This window comes from Amycolatopsis anabasis (genome assembly GCF_009765355.1).
Taxonomy (GTDB): Bacteria; Actinomycetota; Actinomycetes; order Mycobacteriales; family Pseudonocardiaceae; genus Amycolatopsis; species Amycolatopsis anabasis.
Genome location: NZ_VTHK01000016.1, coordinates 61,372 through 79,746, shown reverse-complemented (window position 1 = coordinate 79,746; position 18,375 = coordinate 61,372). Strand labels below are relative to the sequence as shown.

General features: G+C 71.0%; 19 protein-coding genes. 16 read left to right on the top strand and 3 right to left on the bottom strand.

The window, feature by feature from the left end; translation table 11 throughout:
• Genes rhaI through FXO23_RS21795 form a run of 3 tightly spaced genes read left to right on the top strand, consistent with a single transcriptional unit; the run spans nt 1 to nt 4,710 of the window.
• Nucleotides 1-1,173 carry an L-rhamnose isomerase gene (rhaI, locus tag FXO23_RS21805; protein ID WP_158887237.1) on the top strand — a complete coding sequence of 391 codons (1,173 nt, stop codon included), beginning with the start codon at nt 1-3 and terminating at the stop codon, nt 1,171-1,173.
• Nucleotides 1,173-3,245, top strand: coding sequence for a bifunctional aldolase/short-chain dehydrogenase (locus tag FXO23_RS21800; protein WP_158887236.1), 2,073 nt, complete (start codon nt 1,173-1,175; stop codon nt 3,243-3,245). The genes rhaI and FXO23_RS21800 overlap by 1 nt, the downstream gene beginning before the upstream one ends.
• Nucleotides 3,246-3,255: 10 nt before the next feature.
• Complete coding sequence (locus FXO23_RS21795) at nt 3,256-4,710, top strand: rhamnulokinase (RefSeq protein ID WP_158887235.1); 1,455 nt, start codon at nt 3,256-3,258, stop codon at nt 4,708-4,710.
• Between the two features lie 438 nt (nt 4,711-5,148).
• Here FXO23_RS21795 and FXO23_RS21790 read toward each other — a convergent pair whose 3' ends face one another.
• Nucleotides 5,149-5,631, bottom strand: coding sequence for a MarR family winged helix-turn-helix transcriptional regulator (locus tag FXO23_RS21790; RefSeq protein WP_158887234.1), 483 nt, complete (start codon nt 5,629-5,631; stop codon nt 5,149-5,151).
• Nucleotides 5,632-5,744: 113 nt separating this feature from the next.
• On the opposite strand from FXO23_RS21790, the gene FXO23_RS21785 reads away from it, so the two are divergent.
• Entirely contained in the window at nt 5,745-6,497 is a 753-nt protein-coding gene (locus FXO23_RS21785; protein WP_158887233.1) for a DUF427 domain-containing protein, read from the top strand.
• 19 nt (nt 6,498-6,516) lie between these two features.
• A complete protein-coding gene (locus FXO23_RS21780; protein ID WP_158887232.1) occupies nt 6,517-7,230 on the top strand; it encodes an MBL fold metallo-hydrolase in 714 nt (237 codons plus the stop codon).
• Here FXO23_RS21780 and FXO23_RS21775 read toward each other — a convergent pair.
• Nucleotides 7,227-8,354, bottom strand: coding sequence for a glycerate kinase (locus FXO23_RS21775; RefSeq protein WP_158887231.1), 1,128 nt, complete (start codon nt 8,352-8,354; stop codon nt 7,227-7,229). The genes FXO23_RS21780 and FXO23_RS21775 overlap by 4 nt on opposite strands.
• A 101-nt stretch (nt 8,355-8,455) precedes the next feature.
• Here FXO23_RS21775 and FXO23_RS21770 point away from each other — a divergent pair, with 101 nt between their 5' ends.
• The 8 genes from FXO23_RS21770 to FXO23_RS21735 all read left to right on the top strand — a co-directional run bounded on the left by FXO23_RS21770 (nt 8,456) and on the right by FXO23_RS21735 (nt 15,361).
• Entirely contained in the window at nt 8,456-8,794 is a 339-nt protein-coding gene (locus tag FXO23_RS21770) for a hypothetical protein (RefSeq protein ID WP_158887230.1), read from the top strand.
• Entirely contained in the window at nt 8,791-9,192 is a 402-nt protein-coding gene (locus tag FXO23_RS21765) for a MerR family transcriptional regulator (RefSeq protein ID WP_158887229.1), read from the top strand. The genes FXO23_RS21770 and FXO23_RS21765 overlap by 4 nt, the downstream gene beginning before the upstream one ends.
• Nucleotides 9,189-9,524, top strand: a complete 336-nt coding sequence (locus FXO23_RS21760; RefSeq protein WP_158887228.1) for a YnfA family protein — start codon at nt 9,189-9,191, stop codon at nt 9,522-9,524. Before FXO23_RS21765 ends, FXO23_RS21760 begins: the two co-directional genes overlap by 4 nt.
• A 77-nt stretch (nt 9,525-9,601) precedes the next feature.
• A complete protein-coding gene (locus FXO23_RS21755) occupies nt 9,602-10,522 on the top strand; it encodes an esterase/lipase family protein (protein WP_158887227.1) in 921 nt (306 codons plus the stop codon).
• Between the two features lie 206 nt (nt 10,523-10,728).
• Nucleotides 10,729-12,963 (top strand): xanthine dehydrogenase family protein molybdopterin-binding subunit, encoded by a 2,235-nt coding sequence (locus FXO23_RS21750; RefSeq protein WP_158887226.1) that lies wholly within the window; start codon nt 10,729-10,731, stop codon nt 12,961-12,963.
• A gap of 12 nt (nt 12,964-12,975) precedes the next feature.
• The gene (locus tag FXO23_RS21745) at nt 12,976-13,431 is read left to right on the top strand and encodes a (2Fe-2S)-binding protein (RefSeq protein ID WP_158887225.1); all 456 of its coding nucleotides are present in this window, start codon (nt 12,976-12,978) and stop codon (nt 13,429-13,431) included.
• A 226-nt stretch (nt 13,432-13,657) separates the two neighbouring features.
• Nucleotides 13,658-14,848: a PucR family transcriptional regulator gene (locus FXO23_RS21740; protein ID WP_158887352.1), complete on the top strand. Its 1,191-nt coding sequence runs from the start codon at nt 13,658-13,660 to the stop codon at nt 14,846-14,848.
• A gap of 78 nt (nt 14,849-14,926) precedes the next feature.
• Complete coding sequence (locus tag FXO23_RS21735; RefSeq protein ID WP_343034501.1) at nt 14,927-15,361, top strand: cold-shock protein; 435 nt, start codon at nt 14,927-14,929, stop codon at nt 15,359-15,361.
• Here FXO23_RS21735 and FXO23_RS21730 read toward each other — a convergent pair.
• Nucleotides 15,358-15,999: a UdgX family uracil-DNA binding protein gene (locus FXO23_RS21730; RefSeq protein ID WP_158887223.1), complete on the bottom strand. Its 642-nt coding sequence runs from the start codon at nt 15,997-15,999 to the stop codon at nt 15,358-15,360. The genes FXO23_RS21735 and FXO23_RS21730 overlap by 4 nt on opposite strands.
• Nucleotides 16,000-16,101: 102 nt before the next feature.
• Between FXO23_RS21730 and FXO23_RS21725 the strand changes: the two genes are divergently transcribed.
• The 3 genes from FXO23_RS21725 to FXO23_RS21715 all read left to right on the top strand — a co-directional run bounded on the left by FXO23_RS21725 (nt 16,102) and on the right by FXO23_RS21715 (nt 18,375).
• The gene (locus tag FXO23_RS21725) at nt 16,102-16,563 is read left to right on the top strand and encodes an SRPBCC family protein (RefSeq protein WP_158887222.1); all 462 of its coding nucleotides are present in this window, start codon (nt 16,102-16,104) and stop codon (nt 16,561-16,563) included.
• A 64-nt stretch (nt 16,564-16,627) separates the two neighbouring features.
• Nucleotides 16,628-17,983, top strand: coding sequence for a cytochrome P450 (locus tag FXO23_RS21720; protein WP_158887221.1), 1,356 nt, complete (start codon nt 16,628-16,630; stop codon nt 17,981-17,983).
• Nucleotides 17,980-18,375: a hypothetical protein gene (locus tag FXO23_RS21715; RefSeq protein ID WP_158887220.1), complete on the top strand. Its 396-nt coding sequence runs from the start codon at nt 17,980-17,982 to the stop codon at nt 18,373-18,375. Before FXO23_RS21720 ends, FXO23_RS21715 begins: the two co-directional genes overlap by 4 nt.

The window sequence follows — 18,375 nt, the reverse complement described above, 5'->3', positions numbered from 1 at the left end:
ATGAACGAAGACACGGCCACCCGCGCGCGGCGGATCCTGCGTGCCCAGCGCATCGAAACGCCGTCCTGGGCGTACGGGAACTCGGGCACCCGGTTCAAGGTCTTCGCGCAGGCCGGCATTCCGCGCACGCCGTACGAGAAGATCGACGACGCGGCCAAGGTGCACGAGCTGACCGGGGTCGCCCCGAGCATCGCGTTGCACATCCCGTGGGACCGGGTCGACGATTTCGGGGCGCTGGCGCGGTACGCCGCCGATCGCGGCATCGCTCTCGGGGCGATCAACCCGAACGTGTTCCAGGAGGACGACTACCGGCTGGGCAGCGTCTGCAATCCGGATCCGGCGGTGCGCCGCAAGGCCGTCGATCATCTGCTGGAATGCGTGGAGATCGGCCGCGCGACCGGTTCGCGGGTGCTTTCGGTGTGGCTGGCGGACGGGACGAACTACGCGGGCCAGGACGACATCCGCGCCCGGCAGGACCGGATGGGCGAGGCCCTGCGCGAGGTGTACGACCGGATGCCGGAGTCGATGCGGCTCCTGCTGGAGTACAAGTTCTTCGAACCGCACTTCTACACCATGGACGTGCCCGACTGGGGTACGTCGTTCGCGCAGTGCCTGCGGCTCGGCGAACGGGCCCAGGTCCTGGTGGACACCGGGCACCACGCGCCGGGGACGAACATCGAGTTCCTGGTGACGATCCTGCTGCGCGAGGGGCGGCTCGGCGGATTCCACTTCAACAGCCGCAACTACGCCGACGACGATCTCCTGGTCGGCGCCGCGGATCCGTTCCAGCTCTTCCGGATCCTGCACGAGATCGAGGGCGCCGGAGCGCTCGAACCGGATTCGGGTGTCGAGTTCATGCTGGACCAGTGCCATAACCTGGAACCGAAGGTTCCGGCGATGATCCGCTCGATCATGAACGTGCAGGAGGCCACCGCCAAGGCGTTGCTCGTCGATCGCGCGCGGCTCGGTCAGGCGCAGGTGAGCGGCGACGTGCTCGGTGCGCACGCGGTGCTGATGGACGCGTTCAGCACCGATGTCCGGCCCCTGCTCGCGGACGTCCGCCGGGACGCCGGGCTCGATCCGGATCCGCTCGCGGCCTACCACCGCGGCGGTTACCAGCAGCGGATCGAGGAAGAGCGAGCGGGAGGCGCGGCGATGGGATGGGGTGCTTGATGGGCACGCCGGTCGAGGTCACCGAACTGCTGGACCGCTGCCATGTTCTCGGCACCGATCCGCGGAACACCAACTACGCGGGCGGAAACGCTTCGGTGAAGGCGAAAGCGCCGGATCCGGTCACCGGCACCGATGTGGAACTGTTGTGGGTCAAGGGATCCGGTGGGGATCTCGGCACGCTCACCGAGTCCGGCCTGGCGGTGCTGCGGCTGGACCGGCTGCGCGCGCTCGCCGACGTGTACCCCGGGGTGGAACGCGAGGACGAGATGGTCGCCGCGTTCGACTACTGCCTGCACGGCAAGGGCGGCGCGGCGCCGTCGATCGACACCGCGATGCACGGGCTGGTCACCGCCCCGCACGTGGATCATCTGCATCCGGACGCGGGGATCGCGCTGGCCACCGCCGCCGACGGCCCGGAACTGGTGCGCGAATGCTTCGGCGACCGGGTGGCCTGGGTGCCCTGGCGGCGGCCGGGATTCCAGCTGGGCCTGGACATCGCGGAGATCCAGCGCCGCGATCCGGAGGCGATCGGCGTGGTGCTCGGCGGGCACGGCATCACCGCGTGGGGGCCGGATTCCGCCCGGTGCCGCGACAATTCGCTGGAGATCATCCGGCGGGCGCAGGAGTTCATCGAACGCCGGGGCCGTCCCGATCCGTTCGGGCCGGTGCGTCCGGAGTGGGTGCCGCTGCCGACGGCCATCCGGCACGAACGCGCGGCCGCGCTCGCGCCGCTGCTGCGCGGCCTGGCGTCCACCTCGAGCCGGGCGGACACCGGACGCTTCCAGCTCGGCCACTACCTCGACACCGAGGAGGTCCTGGACTTCCTGTCCCGGGACCGGATGCCGGAACTGGCCGCGCGGGGCACGTCCTGCCCCGATCACTTCCTGCGCACCAAGGTCCGGCCGCTGGTGCTGGACACCCCGGCCGACGCGCCGCTGTTCCAGGTCACCGAGCGCCTGCGCGAGCTGCACGCCGAATACCGGCGCGACTACCAGGCCTACTACGAGCGGTACGCGATCCCGGATTCGCCCGCGATGCGCGGCGCCGATCCGGCGATCGTGCTGGTGCCCGGGGTCGGCATGTTCTCCTTCGGCGCGGACAAGCAGACCGCGCGGGTCGCCGGGGAGTTCTACGTCAACGCGATCAACGTGATGCGGGGCGCGGAGGCGCTTTCGGAGTACCGGCCGATCCCGGAAGCCGAGAAGTTCCGGATCGAGTACTGGGCACTGGAGGAGGCCAAACTGCGCCGCCGCCCCGCGCCGAAACCCCTGGCCGGGCGGGTGGCGCTGGTGACCGGCGGCGGTTCCGGGATCGGCCGGGCGACCGCGTGCCGGTTGGCCGCCGAGGGGGCGTGCGTCGTGGTGGCCGATCTGGACCCGGACCGGGCGGGCGCGGTCGCGGCGGACGCGGGCGCCGGTGCGGCGCGGGTCGCGGACGTGGCGGTGGCGGTGGAGGCGGACGTGTCCTACACGGCCGCCGTGGACGCCGCGTTCGCTCGCGCGTGCCTGGCGTTCGGCGGGGTCGATCTGGTGGTGAACAACGCCGGGCTGTCGGTGTCGAAACCGCTGGTGGAAACCACCGACGGCGACTGGGACCTGCAGCACCGGGTGATGGCCCGGGGTTCGTTCCTGGTGTCCCGGGCGGCCGCGCGGCTGATGGCCGAGCAGGGACTCGGCGGGGACCTGATCTACATCGTGAGCAAGAACGGGGTGTTCGCGGGCCCGGACAACGTGGCCTACGGCGCGGCGAAGGCCGATCAGGCGCATCAGGTGCGGCTGCTGGCGGCCGAACTGGGGCCGCTCGGGATCCGGGTGAACGGGGTCAACCCGGACGCGGTGGTCCGCGGATCGGGGATCTTCGCCGGGGGCTGGGGCGCGCAGCGCGCGGCGGTGTACGGGGTGCCCGAGTCCGAACTCGGCGCCTTCTACGCGAAACGCACGCTGCTCAAGGCCGAGGTGCTGCCCGAGCACGTGGCGGCCGCGGTGTTCGTGCTGACCGCGGGGGAACTCTCGCGCAGCACGGGAATGCACATCCCGGTCGATTCCGGTGTGGCCGCGGCATTCCTGAGATGAGCGGAGGTCGATGGTGACAGCGGTCGCGGCGGTCGATCTCGGCGCCTCGAGCGGGCGGGTGATGCTGGCCGAGGTCGGTCCCGAGGGGATCGAGCTGACCGAGGCGCACCGGTTCGCGAACCTGCCGGTGCACCTGGGCAAGACGCTGTACTGGGACGTTCCCGGGCTGTACCGCGGAATTCTGGACGGCCTGCGGGTCATCGGGCGCCGCGGCCCGCGGCTGGCCAGTATCGGGGTCGATTCCTGGGCGGTGGACTACGGCCTGCTCGACGCGGACGGTTCGCTGCTCGGGCTGCCGGTGCACTACCGGGACCACCGGACCGACGGCGTCACCGAATGGGTGCTCGACGAAGTGCCCGCCGATCGGCTCTACGCGGTCACCGGTCTGCAGCTGCTGCCGATCAACACGCTGTTCCAGGTGATGTCCGAGGCGGTCTCGGCCCGCCTGGCCGCGGCGCGGCACCTGCTGCTGATCCCGGACCTGATCTCCTACTGGCTGACCGGGGTGCTCGGCACCGAACGCACCAACGCTTCCACGACCCAGCTACTGGATATCCACAGTGGACACTGGGCGACCGGGCTGATGGCCGAACTCGGCATCCGCGCCGAACTGTTCTCGGCGTTGCGGGAACCCGGTGACCCGGCGGGCGAACTGACCGGCACGGTCACCCTGGATGCCGGGCTGCCCGGGCCGGTGCCGGTCACCGCGGTCGGTTCGCACGACACCGCGTCCGCCGTGGTCGCGGTGCCCGCGACGGGGGAGCGGTTCGGGTACGTGTCCTGCGGCACCTGGTCACTGGTCGGCGTGGAACTCTCCGCGCCGGTGCTGACCGAGGAGAGCCGCCTGGCGAACTTCACGAACGAGGGCGGCGTCGACGGGACGATCCGCTACCTGCGCAACGTCATGGGCCTGTGGCTGCTGCAGGAATCCCGGCGGGCGTGGGGGAATCCGGACCTCGACGGGCTGCTGGCCGAGGCCGCCGGGTGCCCGCCGCTGCGGTCGGTGATCGATCCGGGTGATCCGGTCTTCCTCGCGCCCGGGGACATCCCGGCCCGGATCAGGCGGTGGTGCGCCGACACCGGCCAGCCCGAACCCGCGACCCCCGCCGAGACCACCCGGTGCGTGCTGGACAGCCTCGCGCTCGCCTACCGGAACACCCTGCGTGCGGCGCAACGGTTGTCCGGCAAGGAGATCGAGGTCGTGCACCTGGTGGGCGGCGGGGTCCGGAACGAGTTGCTCTGCCAGCTCACCGCGGACGCCTGCGGGCTGCCGGTCGTGGCCGGGCCCGCCGAGGCCACGGCCCTCGGGAACGCCCTGGTGCAGGCGCGGGCGGTGGGCGCGGTGCGCGGCGGCCTGCCGGAACTGCGGGCGCTCGTGCGCGCCGGTTGCACCCTCCGCCGTTACACCCCATGCGAACCGGCCGCCCCCTGGGACCAGGCCGCCACCCGCCTCCCCATGCCCTGACCGCCGGGCAAGCACCCAATGAGGTTGCTCAGTGTGCGGCTTCGCACCGGGTGCCCGGGTGCGAACTCGCCTACCGAAACGGGGGACTCGCGAGCGGGCGGGGCCCGCTGGGGCGAGTCTCGTTCCGGTCGCCGAGTTCCACACTCAGGCAAGTGAACTACACATTCGGGCAAGCGAAATACACACTCGGGACCACCCGCGACACCGGTCGGCTCCCCGGTGGCCACCGCGATCGGGAACCCGCCGGATCCCGCACCCCGCACCCCGCATCCGGCAGCCCGAATGCGCCCTGAGGGGTCCCACACGGACAACCCGCCTGCCCGAGTGTGCAACTCGCGTGCCCGAACGTGTAACTCGCGTGCCTGAGTGTGCAACTCGCGGCGGCGGCACCGCGCCGCCAACTCACGGAGAAACCTCAATGCGGCGTTCGGTGCGTGTTCAGGTGGCGCGTCGCGCGTGCCGCCGGATCGGGCGTTCGGTGTGCGGCGGGGTGGACAGCCGGTCGCCGACCAGTCCGGTGAGCGCGGTGACGAACGGTTCCCGGGTGCCGCCCGGCGCGGAGGCGAGCACGTCCTCGTAGATCCCGGTGACGATCCGGTGCGCGTCGGCGACGATCCGGGCGCCCTTCTCGGTGACCGCGACGATCCGGGCACGCCGGTCGGTGGCGGACGGCTTTCGCTCCGCCAGCCCGGCCTTCTCCAGTTCGTCGACCGTCACCACCATGGTGGTCTTGTCGAGTGCGGACAGCTCGGCGATCTGGCTCTGCGTCCGGTCGCCGGGCATCGCCTTGGTGAGGACGCAGTACCAGCGCGGGGTGATGCCGAGTTCGGCGAGTTTCACCGCCATCTCGGTCTCCAGCGCGTGGCTGGCTTGCTGCAGCAGGAAGACCAGATCCGGATCGGGCGCCCCGGGGGTAGGCATGAATCGATGGTAACCGGATGTTCTATTCGCAAAACCATTTCGCACCGGATCGATCGACTGTGACGGGCGGCACATCCGGGAAGTGCCCGGGCGGCCGGGCGGTTGTGCGCGGTATGAGCGAAGGTCGCGGGCGAGTACGGGTGGAACCGGGGGCCAAGCGGGTGCGGGCGTTCTTCGGCGGGCGGGTCGTCGCCGACACCGTGCGGCCGCTGCTGGTCTGGGAGGTGCCTTACTACCCCGCCTACTACTTCCCGAAGGATGCCGTGGACGCGGACCTTCTGGTCGCCACGGACGAGGTCCGGCATTCGCCCAGCCGGGGCGAAGCCCAGGTGTTCACCGTGCGTGCGAACGGCCGGGAGGCGCCGGAGGCCGCGCTCGAGTACACCGACTCGCCGATCGAGGCCCTCCGCGGGCACGTGCGGCTGGACTGGGACGCGATGGACGCCTGGTTCGAGGAGGACGAGGAGGTCTTCGTCCACCCCCGCGACCCGTACAAGCGAGTGGACATCCTGGCCAGTTCGCGGCACGTCCGGATCGAGATCGACGGGGTGACCGTCGCCGAATCGCGCAGTCCGCGGCTGCTCTTCGAGACCGGCCTGCCGACGCGGTACTACCTGCCGAAGACCGACGTCCGGATGGATCTGGTCGAACCGAGCGACAAGATCACCCGCTGCCCGTACAAGGGGGACGCGGAGTACTGGTCGGTGCGCATCGGCGACCAGCTGCACGCCGACATCGCGTGGTACTACCGCCTGCCCACCGCGGAGAGCCAGAAGATCGCCGGTCTGGTGGCCTTCCTGGACGAGCGGGTCGACGTGGTCGTCGACGGCGTGCGGCAGGAACGCCCGAAAACCCCGTTCGGCTGATCGTCGTTAGGGTGGTCGCATGTCCGATCGCCTGTACTTCCGGCAGCTGCTGTCCGGCCGCGACTACGCGTCCGGTGATCCGGTCGCCACCCAGATGGTCAACTTCGCCTACCTGATCGGCGATCGGGAGACCCGGGAAGCGATCGTCGTCGACCCCGCCTACGCCGTGGGTGACCTGCTCGACGCGCTCGCGGCGGACGATATGCGGCTGACCGGCGTGCTGGCCACCCACCACCACCCCGACCACGTCGGCGGCGAGATGATGGGCTTCTCGCTGCCTGGGCTCGCCGATCTCCTCGCGCGCGAACAGGTGCCGGTGCACGTCAACCGCGAAGAGGTCGAATGGGTGCGCCGGACCACCGGCGTGTCCGCCACCGATCTGGCCGCCCACGACCACGACGACGTGCTCACCGTCGGCGATGTCGAGATCCGCCTGCTGCACACACCCGGCCACACGCCGGGCAGCCAGTGCTTCCTGGTGGACGGCCGGTTGGTGGCCGGGGACACGCTCTTCCTGGAGGGTTGCGGCCGCACCGACTTCCCCGGCGGGGACGCGGACGCGATGTACCGGAGCCTGCGCTGGCTCGCCGACCTCCCGGGCGATCCGGTGGTCTACCCCGGGCACCTGTACTCGGCCGAGCCGTCGGCGCCGCTTTCGTCGGTGCGGCAGAACAACTTCGTCTACCGCCCGCGCAACCTCGACGAGTGGCGCATGATGTTCGGCCAGAGCTAGAGCCAGTCGTCGGCGACCCGGGCGGCGAGTTCCTCGAGGAGTTCCGCGGTGTGCGACATGCAGCGCGCCACGTCCGGTTCGATGTCGGTGAGCCCGTAGGCGGCGGAAAACCCGTGCTGAGTCAAGGATTCCTGGCTCAGCGCGTTCCGGCCCGCGATCGCGACGACCCGGATCCCGCGTGCCGAAGCGGTGGCCGCGATCCCGGCCGGGCCCTTGCCGTGCAGGGTTTGCTCGTCGAGCGAACCCTCACCGGTGATCACCAGGTTCGCGCCGGGCAGCCGGTCTTCGAACGCGGTCAGTTCCAGGATCACGTCGATGCCGGGCCGGAAGGTCGCGCCGAGCACCGCGAGCGCGGCGTACCCGGCGCCCCCCGCGGCACCCGCTCCCGGCGCCCCGGCCAGATCCACGCCGAGTTCGCGGCGCACGAACTCCGACCACCGCGCCAGCGCGGATTCCAGCAACGCGACGTCCTCGGGCGTGGAGCCCTTCTGCGGCCCGTACACCGCGGCCGCCCCGCGCTCGCCGAGCAGCGGGTTGTCCACGTCGCTGGCCACCACGAACTCGACCTCGCGCAGCCGCGGATCGAGTCCGCTCAGGTCGAGCCGGTCCAGATCGAGCAGCGCCGCGCCGCCCGGGGCGAGCTCGTCGCCGCGCGCGTCGTACAGCCGCGCGCCGAGGGCGACCGCGATCCCGGCGCCCCCGTCGGTGCCCGCGCTGCCCCCGACCCCGAGCACGATCCGGCGGCAGCCGTCGTCGAGCGCGGTCCGGATCAGTTCGCCGACGCCCAGGGTGTTCGCGGTCAGCGGGGCCGGGACGCCCTCGGGCAGCAGGCTCAGCCCGGACACCGCCGCCAGTTCGACGACCGCGGTGTCGTCCTGGCGGGCGTACCCGCTCTGCACCGGTTTGCCGGTCGGGCCGGTGGCCACCACGGGAACGTGCCGGAAGCCCGCCGCCACCGCGGCCGCGACCGTGCCGTCCCCGCCGTCGGCGATCGGGCACTCGAGCACCTCGACCTCCGGATGCCCGCGCCGCAGCCCGGCGGCGATGGCTCCGGCGACCCCGTCCGCGGGCAGCGTGCCCTTGAACTTGTCCGGCGCGACGACTACTCGGGTCAGCGATGGCATCTGGTCCGTTCCGTTTCCGCGCTCACGCGCCGTCGTTTCCGGCATCTGGAGAAGCACCCTAACTGGAAATCCGTACCGCGGTACGGGCTTACCGTGGGGGCATGAACGAGCACGAGCCGAAGAGCGCGTGGGCGGCGGAGTCCTGCACGCTGCCCACCGAGCAGCAGCCCCTGCGGGAGGCGGAGTTCGACGCCCTGTTCGCGACCGCCGTGCGGGCGCTGGACCGGCCGGAGCCGACCCGCCTGACGCTGACGCTGGCCGGGGGAGCGGACGTCGAGGAGACGGTCCGGGACCTGGTGCGGCGAGAGACCGAGTGCTGCACCTTCTTCACCTTCGACGTGACCCGCACCGCCGCCGATCGGCTGCGGCTGGACATCGGCGTACCGGCGAACCACCGCGAGGTGCTCGACGCGCTGGCCGAGCGGGCCGGTCGCCGGTGAGCGCCGGGCTGCGCAGCGGCGAACTGGCCGAGGCCGCCGGGGTGCACCCGCAGACGCTGCGCTACTACGAGCGGCGCGGCCTGCTCGCCGAGCCCGGGCGATCCCTCGGCGGTCACCGGCTCTACCCGCCGGAGGCGGTCGACCGGTTGCGGATGATCAAGACGGCCCAGCGGCTCGGCTTCACGCTCGGCGAGGTCGCCGAACTGCTGGGGCGGCGCCGCCGGACCGGGCTGCACCAGCGCGCCGCGGGCAAACTGGACGAGATCGAGGCGAAGATCGCCGACCTGCGGGCCGTCCGGGACACCCTGCGCGCCGCGCTCGCGGCCGGATGTGACGATCTGGCGGACTGCGCCGCGACCCCGCGGTGCCCGCTGCCATTCGCAGAGGCGGCGCGGTGACCGTCGTCCGTTCGCTGGCGTTGTTCGTGCTCGCCGCGCTGGCCGAGATCGGGGGCGCCTGGCTGGTGTGGCAGGGCGTGCGGGAGCAGCGCGGCTGGCTGTGGGCGCTCGGCGGGATCGTCGCGCTGGGCGCCTACGGATTCGTCGCGACGCTCCAGCCGGACGCGCATTTCGGCCGCGTGCTCGCGGCGTACGGCGGCATCTTCGTCGCCGGTTCGCTGCTGTGGGGCGTGCTCCTCGACGGCTACCGGCCGGATCGCTACGACCTGCTCGGCGCGGTGATCTGCCTGCTCGGCGTCGCCGTGATCATGTACGCGCCCCGGAGTAACTGATCAGTGACCTTACCGAACCTCACTCGTTGATCACCCCGATGCGACGGGTGGGAACAGGGAGGTTCACGGTGCGACGGTTGGCGATCTGTTTGGCCGCGTGCGCGGCGGTACTGGGGCTGATCGTCCCGGCGGGCACGGCGAACGCCGAGCCGCTCAAGGTGAACTGGGGCTTCGGCGCCGGTCTGCAGGCGGGTCTGCGCGACTGGAACGGCTCCCCGGCCGGGGCCAACGACTGGTCGTGCCGCCCCTCGGCCGCGCATCCGGAACCGGTGGTCCTGGTGCCCTCGACCCTCACCTCGATCTCGATGGACTTCGCGGCCCTGGCGCCCTACCTGCGCAACGAGGGCTACTGCGTCTTCGCGCTGAACTACGGTCAGGACCCGTTCGTCCCGCCGGGCCTGATCGGGCTGGACGACCCGGTGGCCTCGGCCCGCACGGTCGCGGAGTTCGCGGAGAAGGTGCTGGCCACCACGGGCGCCGCCAAACTCGACCTGATCGGCCATTCGCAGGGCGGGATCCTCGCGCGCTACTACACCGAGGTGCTCGGCGGCGCGCCCAAGGTGCGCACGTACCTCGGCCTGGGCAGCCCGTACCGGGTCGACCAGGGCTTCAACCTCGTCTCGTTCGCCTACAACCTGGTGCACCTGCTGCCGAACGCCGACGAGATCATCCACCGCCTCGCCGACCGCACGCTCGGGGTCCTCGACCTCGCGAACGGCGAGTTGTGGAACCGGCTCAACGCCCGCGGCGGCACCACCGCGGGGGTGAACTACCTGACCATCGGCAGCCGCACGGACTTCACCATTCCCGCCGACACCCTGGTCTTCCCGCCGGTGCCGAACGCGAAGAACCTGTGGATCCAGGACTACTGCGCGACCGACGCCACCGGGCACTTCGGGCTGGCCGCCGATCTCACCGTGGCGGATCTGATCCTCAACCAGCTCGACCCCGCCCACCCGCGGCAGCCGGGATGCCGGGTCGTTCTGCCCAGCCCGTGATCGTTGGGCCGGGCGCGCCAGCCTCGACACGACCGGCTGGAATGCCCGGCTGGGCCGTTCCGATCAGGGACGGCTGTGGCGCGCCACAGAATCTGGCGCCGAAACTGTCACCTGGTAACACAGATGGGCCCGGGTGACTACCTACCGTTGACCCTGCCATTTGCGCCTGCCTAGAGTGTCGCGCGTCACAGCTCAAGGAGGCGCTCATGGCACGCTCCCCGCTCGTCGATGAAAGCTCGGGGTCGCTCGGGCGACGGCGGTTCCTCACCTTCGTGGTCGCCGCGCCGACGCTGACCTTCGCGACCCGGCTCGGTGCGGACGCGGCCGTCCCGGCGGAAGCCGAGGCGGCGATCCCCAGCCCGCCGGGTGTGCCGGACGTGGTCGACCTCGGCGACGCGCTGATCCTCGCCGGCCTGCCGACCTCCGGCATGCTGGTGCTGGAAATCAGCGAGGACAACAAGATCCGGGTGGAACTGCCCCGCGCGGAAGTCGGTCAGGGCATCAACACCGCGGTCGCGATGATGGTCGCCGAGGAACTGGACGCCCGGCTCTCCGACGTCGAGGTCCGGCTCGCCGACGCCCGGCCCGAACTGTTGTTCAACCAGCTGACCGGTGGCTCGAACTCGGTGCGCTCGCTCTACGGCCCGGTCCGCGCGACCGCGGCGGCGGCGCGCGCCCGGCTGATCACCGCCGCGGCGCAGCAGTGGAAGGCCGCACCCGGCGGGCTGCGCACCCGGAACACCACCGTGGTCGCGCCGGACGGGCGCACCGCCTCGTACGGCGCCCTGTCGGCGGTGGCCGCGCGGCTGGCCGCCCCGGCCGTGCCCGCCGCGCCGAAACCGGAGTCCGCGCACCAGGTGATCGGCACGCCGCAGTCGCGTATGGACGCCCGGGACATGGTGACCGGACGGAAGAAGTACACCCTCGACCTCGACGTGCCCGGCGCGCTGCCGACGATGGTGCGCCGCGCCCCGACCATCAAGGGCAGCGTCAAGAAGGTCAACAACGAGGCCGCGGTCCGCGCGATGCCCGGGGTGGTGGACCTCGCGGTGGTCCCGAACGGGGTGGCGGTCGTCGCCGAAACCTTCGGCCAGGCGCTCGACGCGAAGAACGCGCTCGACGTGACCTGGAAACCGGGCACGATCGACGGACTGTCCGATGCGGACATTCGTAAGAAGCTCCGCGCGGCCGCGCTTCCATTCGTCATCCCACCCCTCCTGACCCAGCACGTCGACGCGGAGTTCGACTTCGCGTTCGTGAGCCACGCGCCGCTGGAGACGAACTGCGCGATCGCCGACGTGCGGGCGGACCGCGCGGAGATCTGGTCCGGGCTGAAGTCGCCGATCGTCGCGAAGCAGACCATCGCGGGCGAACTCGGGCTGCCGGAGAACAAGGTGACCGTGCACGTGGTGCAGGGCGGCGGTTCCTTCGGGCGGAAGCTCTTCTTCGACGCGGCCCTGGAGGCCGCGCAGATCTCCAAGGCCGTCAAACGACCGGTCAAGCTGATGTGGAGCCGCATCGACGACATGCGGCACGGCCGGGCCCGGCCCGCCACGCACCACAAGCTGCGGGCGACCTTCGCGCTGGGGCAGGTGCTCACCTACGAACAACGCGTCGCCGCGGTGGAAACCGATTTCCGGCACGGGCTCGGCGAGATTCTCACCGCGACCGCGGCCAAGCTGCCGGTCGGCGGCAACCTGAGTTTCGCGCAGACGGTCTTCACGCTCACCGAGAAGGTGCCCTACAACTTCGGCGTGGTGACCGAGTTGCTCAACGAGGTGCCGCTGCGGATGAACACCGGCAGCTGGCGTTCGGTGTACTCGGCCACCACGCGCACGTCCGAAGAGATCATGGTGGACGAGATCGCCCGGAAACTGGGCAAGGATCCGGTGGCGTTCCGCCGGGAGTCGCTGAAGAACGAGCGGCAGCGCGCGGTGCTGGACAAGGTCGCCTCGGCGGGCGCCTGGGGCCGCGCGATGCCGAAGGGCTGCGCCCAGGGCGTGGCCTTCCACGAGGAGTACAAGTCGTGCACCGCGTGCCTGATCGAGATCGACGCGCGGGATCCGAAGAACCCGCGGGTGACCAGGGCGGTGATCGCCGCGGATGTGGGCCGTCCGATCAACCCGCGCGGCCTGGAGGCCCAGTTGCTGGGCGGGCTCACCGACGGGATCGCCACGATCCTGCGCGCCGGGCTGCACATCGACAAGGGCCTGCCCCTGGAAGGCAGTTATTCGCAGTTCCACTACGCGCGGCAGAAGAATTCGCCACCGGACGTGCGGATCTTCATCATGCCCGCCAACGGGGAACCGGGCGGCGCCGGGGAACTCGGCGTCCCCGCGGCGGCCGCGGCCGTGGCGAACGCCTACGCGCGGGCGACCGGGACGCAGCCGCGCAGCTTCCCGATCAACTTCGATGTCGACTTCGACCCCTTCCCGCGTTAGAGGAGCGAGCCAGTGCCGAATTACACCTTCACCGTGAACGGGAAGACCGTCACCGTGGAAGCTCCGGCGGATCTGCCGTTGCTGTGGGCGTTGCGGGACAAGCTGGGGATCAAGGGGCCGAAGTACGGCTGCGGGATCAACGTGTGCAAGGCGTGCACCAGCCACCTCGACGGGGAGGCGATCAACCCGTGCGTGACCCCGGTGGCCCAGGCGGCGGGCCGGGAGGTGACCACGATCGAGGGCCTCGCCGACGGGGAGAAGCTGCATCCGGTGCAGGAGGCGTGGCTGGAGCAGGACGTGGCGCAGTGCGGCTACTGCCAGCCGGGGCAGATCATGGCGGCGGTGGCGTTGTTGAAGAAGACGAAGAACCCCACCGACGCGGAGATCGACCAGATCGAGAACGTGTGCCGCTGCGGCACCTACTTCCGCATCCGCGAAGCCATCAAGAGCGCGGCCGCCAAGATGTGAACACCCCCGGGTGATCGCAGGTGCGGCGGCGGAACCGATTCCGCCGCCGCACCTGCGGTCCGTTTTGTGTTCACCCAGCCGGATTACCTGGTTTCGTGTTAGATGACGAGTTCCAGGGACTCACCGCGGAGGCCCCGCGGAATCGTCGTTCGGCTGTGAGGGTTTCGTGCACTACCTGGACACCGCGCCCCAGGTGTCCGCGCTCGCCGTGCAGGTCGAGGCGCGGATGCCGGAAATGATCGAGCACACCGTCGGCCAGATCATCGAGGAGATGACGGTCTACCGCGAGGCGCAGTTCGTCTCGCACGACGAACTGCGCACCTCGGTGCGGGTGAACCTGGACTTCGTGATGCGCGCCCTGCGTGGCGCCGGAATGCCCGACCTTTCCCAGGCGAGCAGCACCGGCCGCGCCCGCGCGCTGCAGGGTGCGCCGCTGCCGGAACTGCTGCGCGCGTACCGGATCGGATTGACCGAGGTCTGGCAGCAGTTCGTGGACCTCACCGCGCGGGGCGACCGCGGCGACCTCGCCGCGCTGGTCGCCGCGACCAACGCGATCTGGGTCCTGGTCGACGACTACGCCGAGGCGCTGACCACCGCCTACCGGGACACCACCGCCGAACTCATGCTCTCCCGGCAGAACCGGCGGCTCGCGCTGATCGAGGCGTTGTTCGCGGGCGGGACCGCGACCGAGGGGACGCTCTGGGACATCGCGCGCATGCTCGACCTCTCCCTGGACGGCACGTTCGTGGTGGTCGCCGCCGAGACCCCGGGAGTGGGCCAGGAACCGTTGCCCCAGATAGAAACCCGGCTCCGCGAACGCAATCACGCCTCGGCCTGGCGGCTCACCCCGGACCTCCAGGTCGGCGTGGTCTCGCTCCGGAACGCGGACGCTTCGCGGGCGATCATCGATCTGCTGCGCGAGAACGTGGCCGGGCGGGTCGGGGTGAGCCCGGTGTTCTCCGGGCTCGGCAACACCGCCCGCGCGCTGCACCTCGCGCGCGTCGCCCTGTCCAGTCTGGCCCCGGGCACGTCCGGCACCGTGCAGTTCAACGAATCCCCGCTCGCCGGCCTGGTCGCCAGCGCACCGGAGGCGTCGGTGCAACTGGCCTACGACGTGCTGCGCCCGATCCTGGATCTCGCCGGTGAGGAGCGGAACGTGCTGCTGCTGACCCTGCGTGCCTGGTTCGACTGCCAGGGGTCCACCAAGCTCACCGCCGAGCGGGTGTTCTGCCATCCCAACACCGTTCGACACCGGCTTCGCCGCATTTCCGACGAGCTCGGGCGCTCGCTGACGGATCCGGCCGATATCGCCGAACTCGGTACCGCGTTGCGGGCGCTCTACATGTTTCCGGACACCACGCATCTGCCGTTGCCTTCGATGTGGCGACCGCCCGAAGAGTATTCGGCTCGGTGGTGATCGTGTTGTGCGTGCGGTAACGAGACGCTAGGGTGACGCGACGGCGGTGCGGCGTGCGTCGGTTGATTGGGTTTGAGGATGGGATCAGCGGTGGTTACGGGAAAAGTCGTTCGTTTTGACGAAATTCGCGGTTATGGTTTTGTCGCCCCGGATACCGGTGGCGAGGACGTTTTCATGCACGTCAATGATCTGGAGGTCGACAAGCGGCTGATCGGCCCCGGGGTCGTCGTCGAATTCCAGGTGGAAGAGGGCGACCGCGGGTTGAAGGCGTCCGGGGTTCGCGTGCTGGAGAACGCGTCGCCCCCGCTGCCGGTCACCGTGCGTTCCGCCGAGGCGCGCCAGGTGCACCCGGACGACGAGGAGCTGTGCGACGTGCTCTCGGCGAAGGAGTTCACCCAGGAGGTCACCGAGGTCCTGCTCGGGGCGACGACCACCATGACCGCCGACCAGATCCTGCAGGTGCGGCGCAGCATCGTGCGGCTGGCGCATTCGCACGGCTGGATCGAAGCCTAGGGCTTCGCCGGTTCCAGCGCCGTCGCGGCGACCCGCAGGTCGGCGACGAAATCCGCGTAGGCGGCCTGGCGGTCGGGCGCGCGCAGGACCGAGGACGGGTGCACGGTGGCGAGCGCCTTCGCGGGACGTTCGGGCAGGTCGAGCAGGTTCCCGCGCTCCCTGGTCACCCGGAACGAGCTGCCGAGGAGCGCCTGGGCCGCGGTCGCGCCGAGGAACACGACCAGTTCGGGCCGGGTCGCGTCCAGTTCGGCGAGCAGCCAGGGGCGGCAGGCGACGATCTCGGTGCGCGACGGCTTCTTGTGGATGCGCTGCTTGCCGCGTTCGGCCCGGACGAACTTGAAGTGCTTCACCGCGTTGGTGACGTACACCTGTTCGCGGTCGATGGCGCTCTCCGCCAGCGCGCGGTCCAGCAGCCGCCCGGCCGGGCCGACGAACGGTTCCCCCGCCCGGTCCTCGTAGTCGCCGGGCTGCTCGCCGACCATGAGCACCCGGGCGTTTCCCGGACCGTCGCCGAAGACGGTCTGCGTCGCGTCCCGGTAGAGCCCGCAGCCCCGGCAGGTCGCCGCGGCCGAGCGGAGCCGGGACAGCTCGCGGGTGTCCGGTACGAACTCGCTCGCGTCCTGCGTTCTGGTCGCCACGTCGGGGGAGTACCTCTCCGGCGAACCTTCAAACGGCAGGTGTGCCCGCGGCTTTGCCGGGTAACCCGAGCGTGCCCCCAATCAACGTGAGGAGAGTGCCGGATGAGCACGATCACCGAAATCGTCGAAGTCGACGTTCCGGTGTCCACGGCCTACAACCAGTGGACCCAGTTCGAATCGTTTCCGGAATTCATGGAAGGCGTCGAGCAAGTGCGCCAGCTCGACGACACCCATACGCATTGGGTCACCCGGTTCGGTGGGGTCGCGCGCGAATTCGACGCGACCATCACCGAACAGCATCCGGACGAACGGGTCGCCTGGAAGTCCGACAGCGGCCCGGAGCACGGCGGCGTGATCACCTTCCACCGCTTGGCCGAGGGGAAGACCCGGGTGACCGCGCAGATGGAGATCGACCCCGAGGGCTTCGTGGAGAACGTCGCGGACAAGCTCGGGATCCTGGACCGCCGGGTGCGGGGTGACATGCAGCGGTTCAAGAACTTCATCGAGAACCGCGGCCGGGAAACCGGTGCGTGGCGCGGAGAGGTGCCGCGTCCGCCGGGCTGACCGGGCCGTTTGCCCGGCCGGGAGCCGGGGTAGTCCTCCTCCGACTCGGACGGAGGAGGACGTCATGACCGGAACCACCCGGGCGCCCCGGACCCGAAACGGACTGCCCAGGGCGTCGGTGCCCGAGACCGTGCGCTTCGGCCTCGAAGCCGGAGTGCCGCTGGTGGCGGGCGGGGTCATCGTGCGCCGGCCGCAGGTCATGGCGCTCGCGGAAAAGCTGCAGGCCGATCGGAAGACGGTCGGCCTGATGCACGAGCTCAACGACCGGTACGGCCCCGGGTCGCTGCGCGTGCCGATCCCGGGCCGTACCGTGCTGCTCGTCCTGGATCCCGGGGACGTGCACCGGATCCTGGTGACCGAGGCGGCCTCGTTCACCCCGGCGAACCAGGAGAAGCGCGCCGCGCTCACCCAGTTCCAGCCGCACGGCGTGCTGATCTCGCGGGGTGCGGAACGCGCGAAGCGGCGCGAGTTCAACGAGAACGTGCTGCAGACTCCCCGCCCGCTGCACGAACTCGCCGAGCCGTTCGTCGCGGTCGTGCGCGAGGAGGCGGACCGGATGACCGCCGCGGCCGAGGTCGGTGGCCGGTTGTCCTGGTCGCGGTTCGCCGACGGCTGGTGGCGGATCGTGCGGCGCGTGGTGCTCGGGGACAGCGCGCGCGACGACGAGGCGCTCACCGACGAGCTCGGCGAGCTGCGTACGGCCGGCAACTGGTCCTATTTGCACCCGATCCGCCGCGTCCGGCGCAGCGACTTCGCCGAGCGGCTGCGCATCCGGCTGGACCGCGCCGAACCGGGCAGCCTCGCCCAGGCCCTGGCCCAGACGCCCGCCGCCGAGGGAACCGATCCCGGCGGGCAGGTGCCGCACTGGCTGTTCGCCTTCGACGCCGCGGGCATCGTCACCGCCCGCACCCTCGCGCTGCTGGCCACCCATCCGGAGCAGGCGGGCCGGGCGCACGCCGAACTCGACGCGCTCGACCTGGCCAAGCCGCAACTGCTGCGGTACCTGCGTGCCTGCCAGCTGGAATCGCTCCGCCTGTGGCCGACCACCCCGGTCGTCCTGCGCGATTCCACTGTGGACACGAAATGGGGTGCGGACACCGTGCCCGCGGGCGCGGCGTTCGTGATCCTGGCGCCGTACTTCCACCGCGACGCGAGTTCACTGTCCTATGCGGACGAATTCGCGCCGGACATCTGGCTGGACGGTCGTGCCGAGCAGAACCCGGCGCTGGTGCCGTTCAGCGCCGGGCCGGGGGAGTGCCCCGCGCGCAACCTGGTGCTGTTCGTGACGTCGACGCTGCTCGCCGCGCTGCAGGAACACCACCGCTTCGAACTCACCTCGGCGGCGCCACTGGGCCCGGGCCGCCCGATCCCGGCGACACTGAACAACTTCGCCCTCGATTTCGCGGTCGCCCGGCGATGAACCGTTCGCCGTCCGTCGCGCTGGTGGTGCTGGCAGTCCTGGCCACCGGGTGCGGCGCGGCGGCGGAGCCGGACGCGCGCGCGACCGCGAACCGGTTCGTCACCGCGGTCGGCGTGGCCGATCAGTCGACCGCGTGCGGCCTGCTGGCGGAACGGGCGGCGCGGATGCTGACCGAGCAGAGCGGGCAGTCGTGCACACGGGCGCTCGCGCGCCTGGGGTTGCCGCACGAACCGGTGCGCGAACTCGCCTCCTGGGGTGGCGAGGCGCGGGCCCGGTCCGCGGCGGACACCCTGTTCCTGCACGAGTTCCCGCAGGGCTGGCGGATCACCGGCGCCGGCTGCCGTTCCCTGGGGGAGAACCGGCCGTACGCGTGCGCGGTCGGAGGCGGGTAG

Coding starts and splice junctions, on each gene's coding strand:
- rhaI (WP_158887237.1), top strand. CDS start 1: ATGAACGAAGACACGGCCACCCGCGCGCGGCGGATCCTGCGTGCCCAG.
- FXO23_RS21800 (WP_158887236.1), top strand. CDS start 1,173: ATGGGCACGCCGGTCGAGGTCACCGAACTGCTGGACCGCTGCCATGTT.
- FXO23_RS21795 (WP_158887235.1), top strand. CDS start 3,256: ATGGTGACAGCGGTCGCGGCGGTCGATCTCGGCGCCTCGAGCGGGCGG.
- FXO23_RS21790 (WP_158887234.1), bottom strand. CDS start 5,631: ATGCCTACCCCCGGGGCGCCCGATCCGGATCTGGTCTTCCTGCTGCAG.
- FXO23_RS21785 (WP_158887233.1), top strand. CDS start 5,745: ATGAGCGAAGGTCGCGGGCGAGTACGGGTGGAACCGGGGGCCAAGCGG.
- FXO23_RS21780 (WP_158887232.1), top strand. CDS start 6,517: ATGTCCGATCGCCTGTACTTCCGGCAGCTGCTGTCCGGCCGCGACTAC.
- FXO23_RS21775 (WP_158887231.1), bottom strand. CDS start 8,354: ATGCCATCGCTGACCCGAGTAGTCGTCGCGCCGGACAAGTTCAAGGGC.
- FXO23_RS21770 (WP_158887230.1), top strand. CDS start 8,456: ATGAACGAGCACGAGCCGAAGAGCGCGTGGGCGGCGGAGTCCTGCACG.
- FXO23_RS21750 (WP_158887226.1), top strand. CDS start 10,729: ATGGCACGCTCCCCGCTCGTCGATGAAAGCTCGGGGTCGCTCGGGCGA.
- FXO23_RS21740 (WP_158887352.1), top strand. CDS start 13,658: ATGCCGGAAATGATCGAGCACACCGTCGGCCAGATCATCGAGGAGATG.
- FXO23_RS21735 (WP_343034501.1), top strand. CDS start 14,927: ATGGGATCAGCGGTGGTTACGGGAAAAGTCGTTCGTTTTGACGAAATT.
- FXO23_RS21725 (WP_158887222.1), top strand. CDS start 16,102: ATGAGCACGATCACCGAAATCGTCGAAGTCGACGTTCCGGTGTCCACG.
- FXO23_RS21720 (WP_158887221.1), top strand. CDS start 16,628: ATGACCGGAACCACCCGGGCGCCCCGGACCCGAAACGGACTGCCCAGG.
- FXO23_RS21715 (WP_158887220.1), top strand. CDS start 17,980: ATGAACCGTTCGCCGTCCGTCGCGCTGGTGGTGCTGGCAGTCCTGGCC.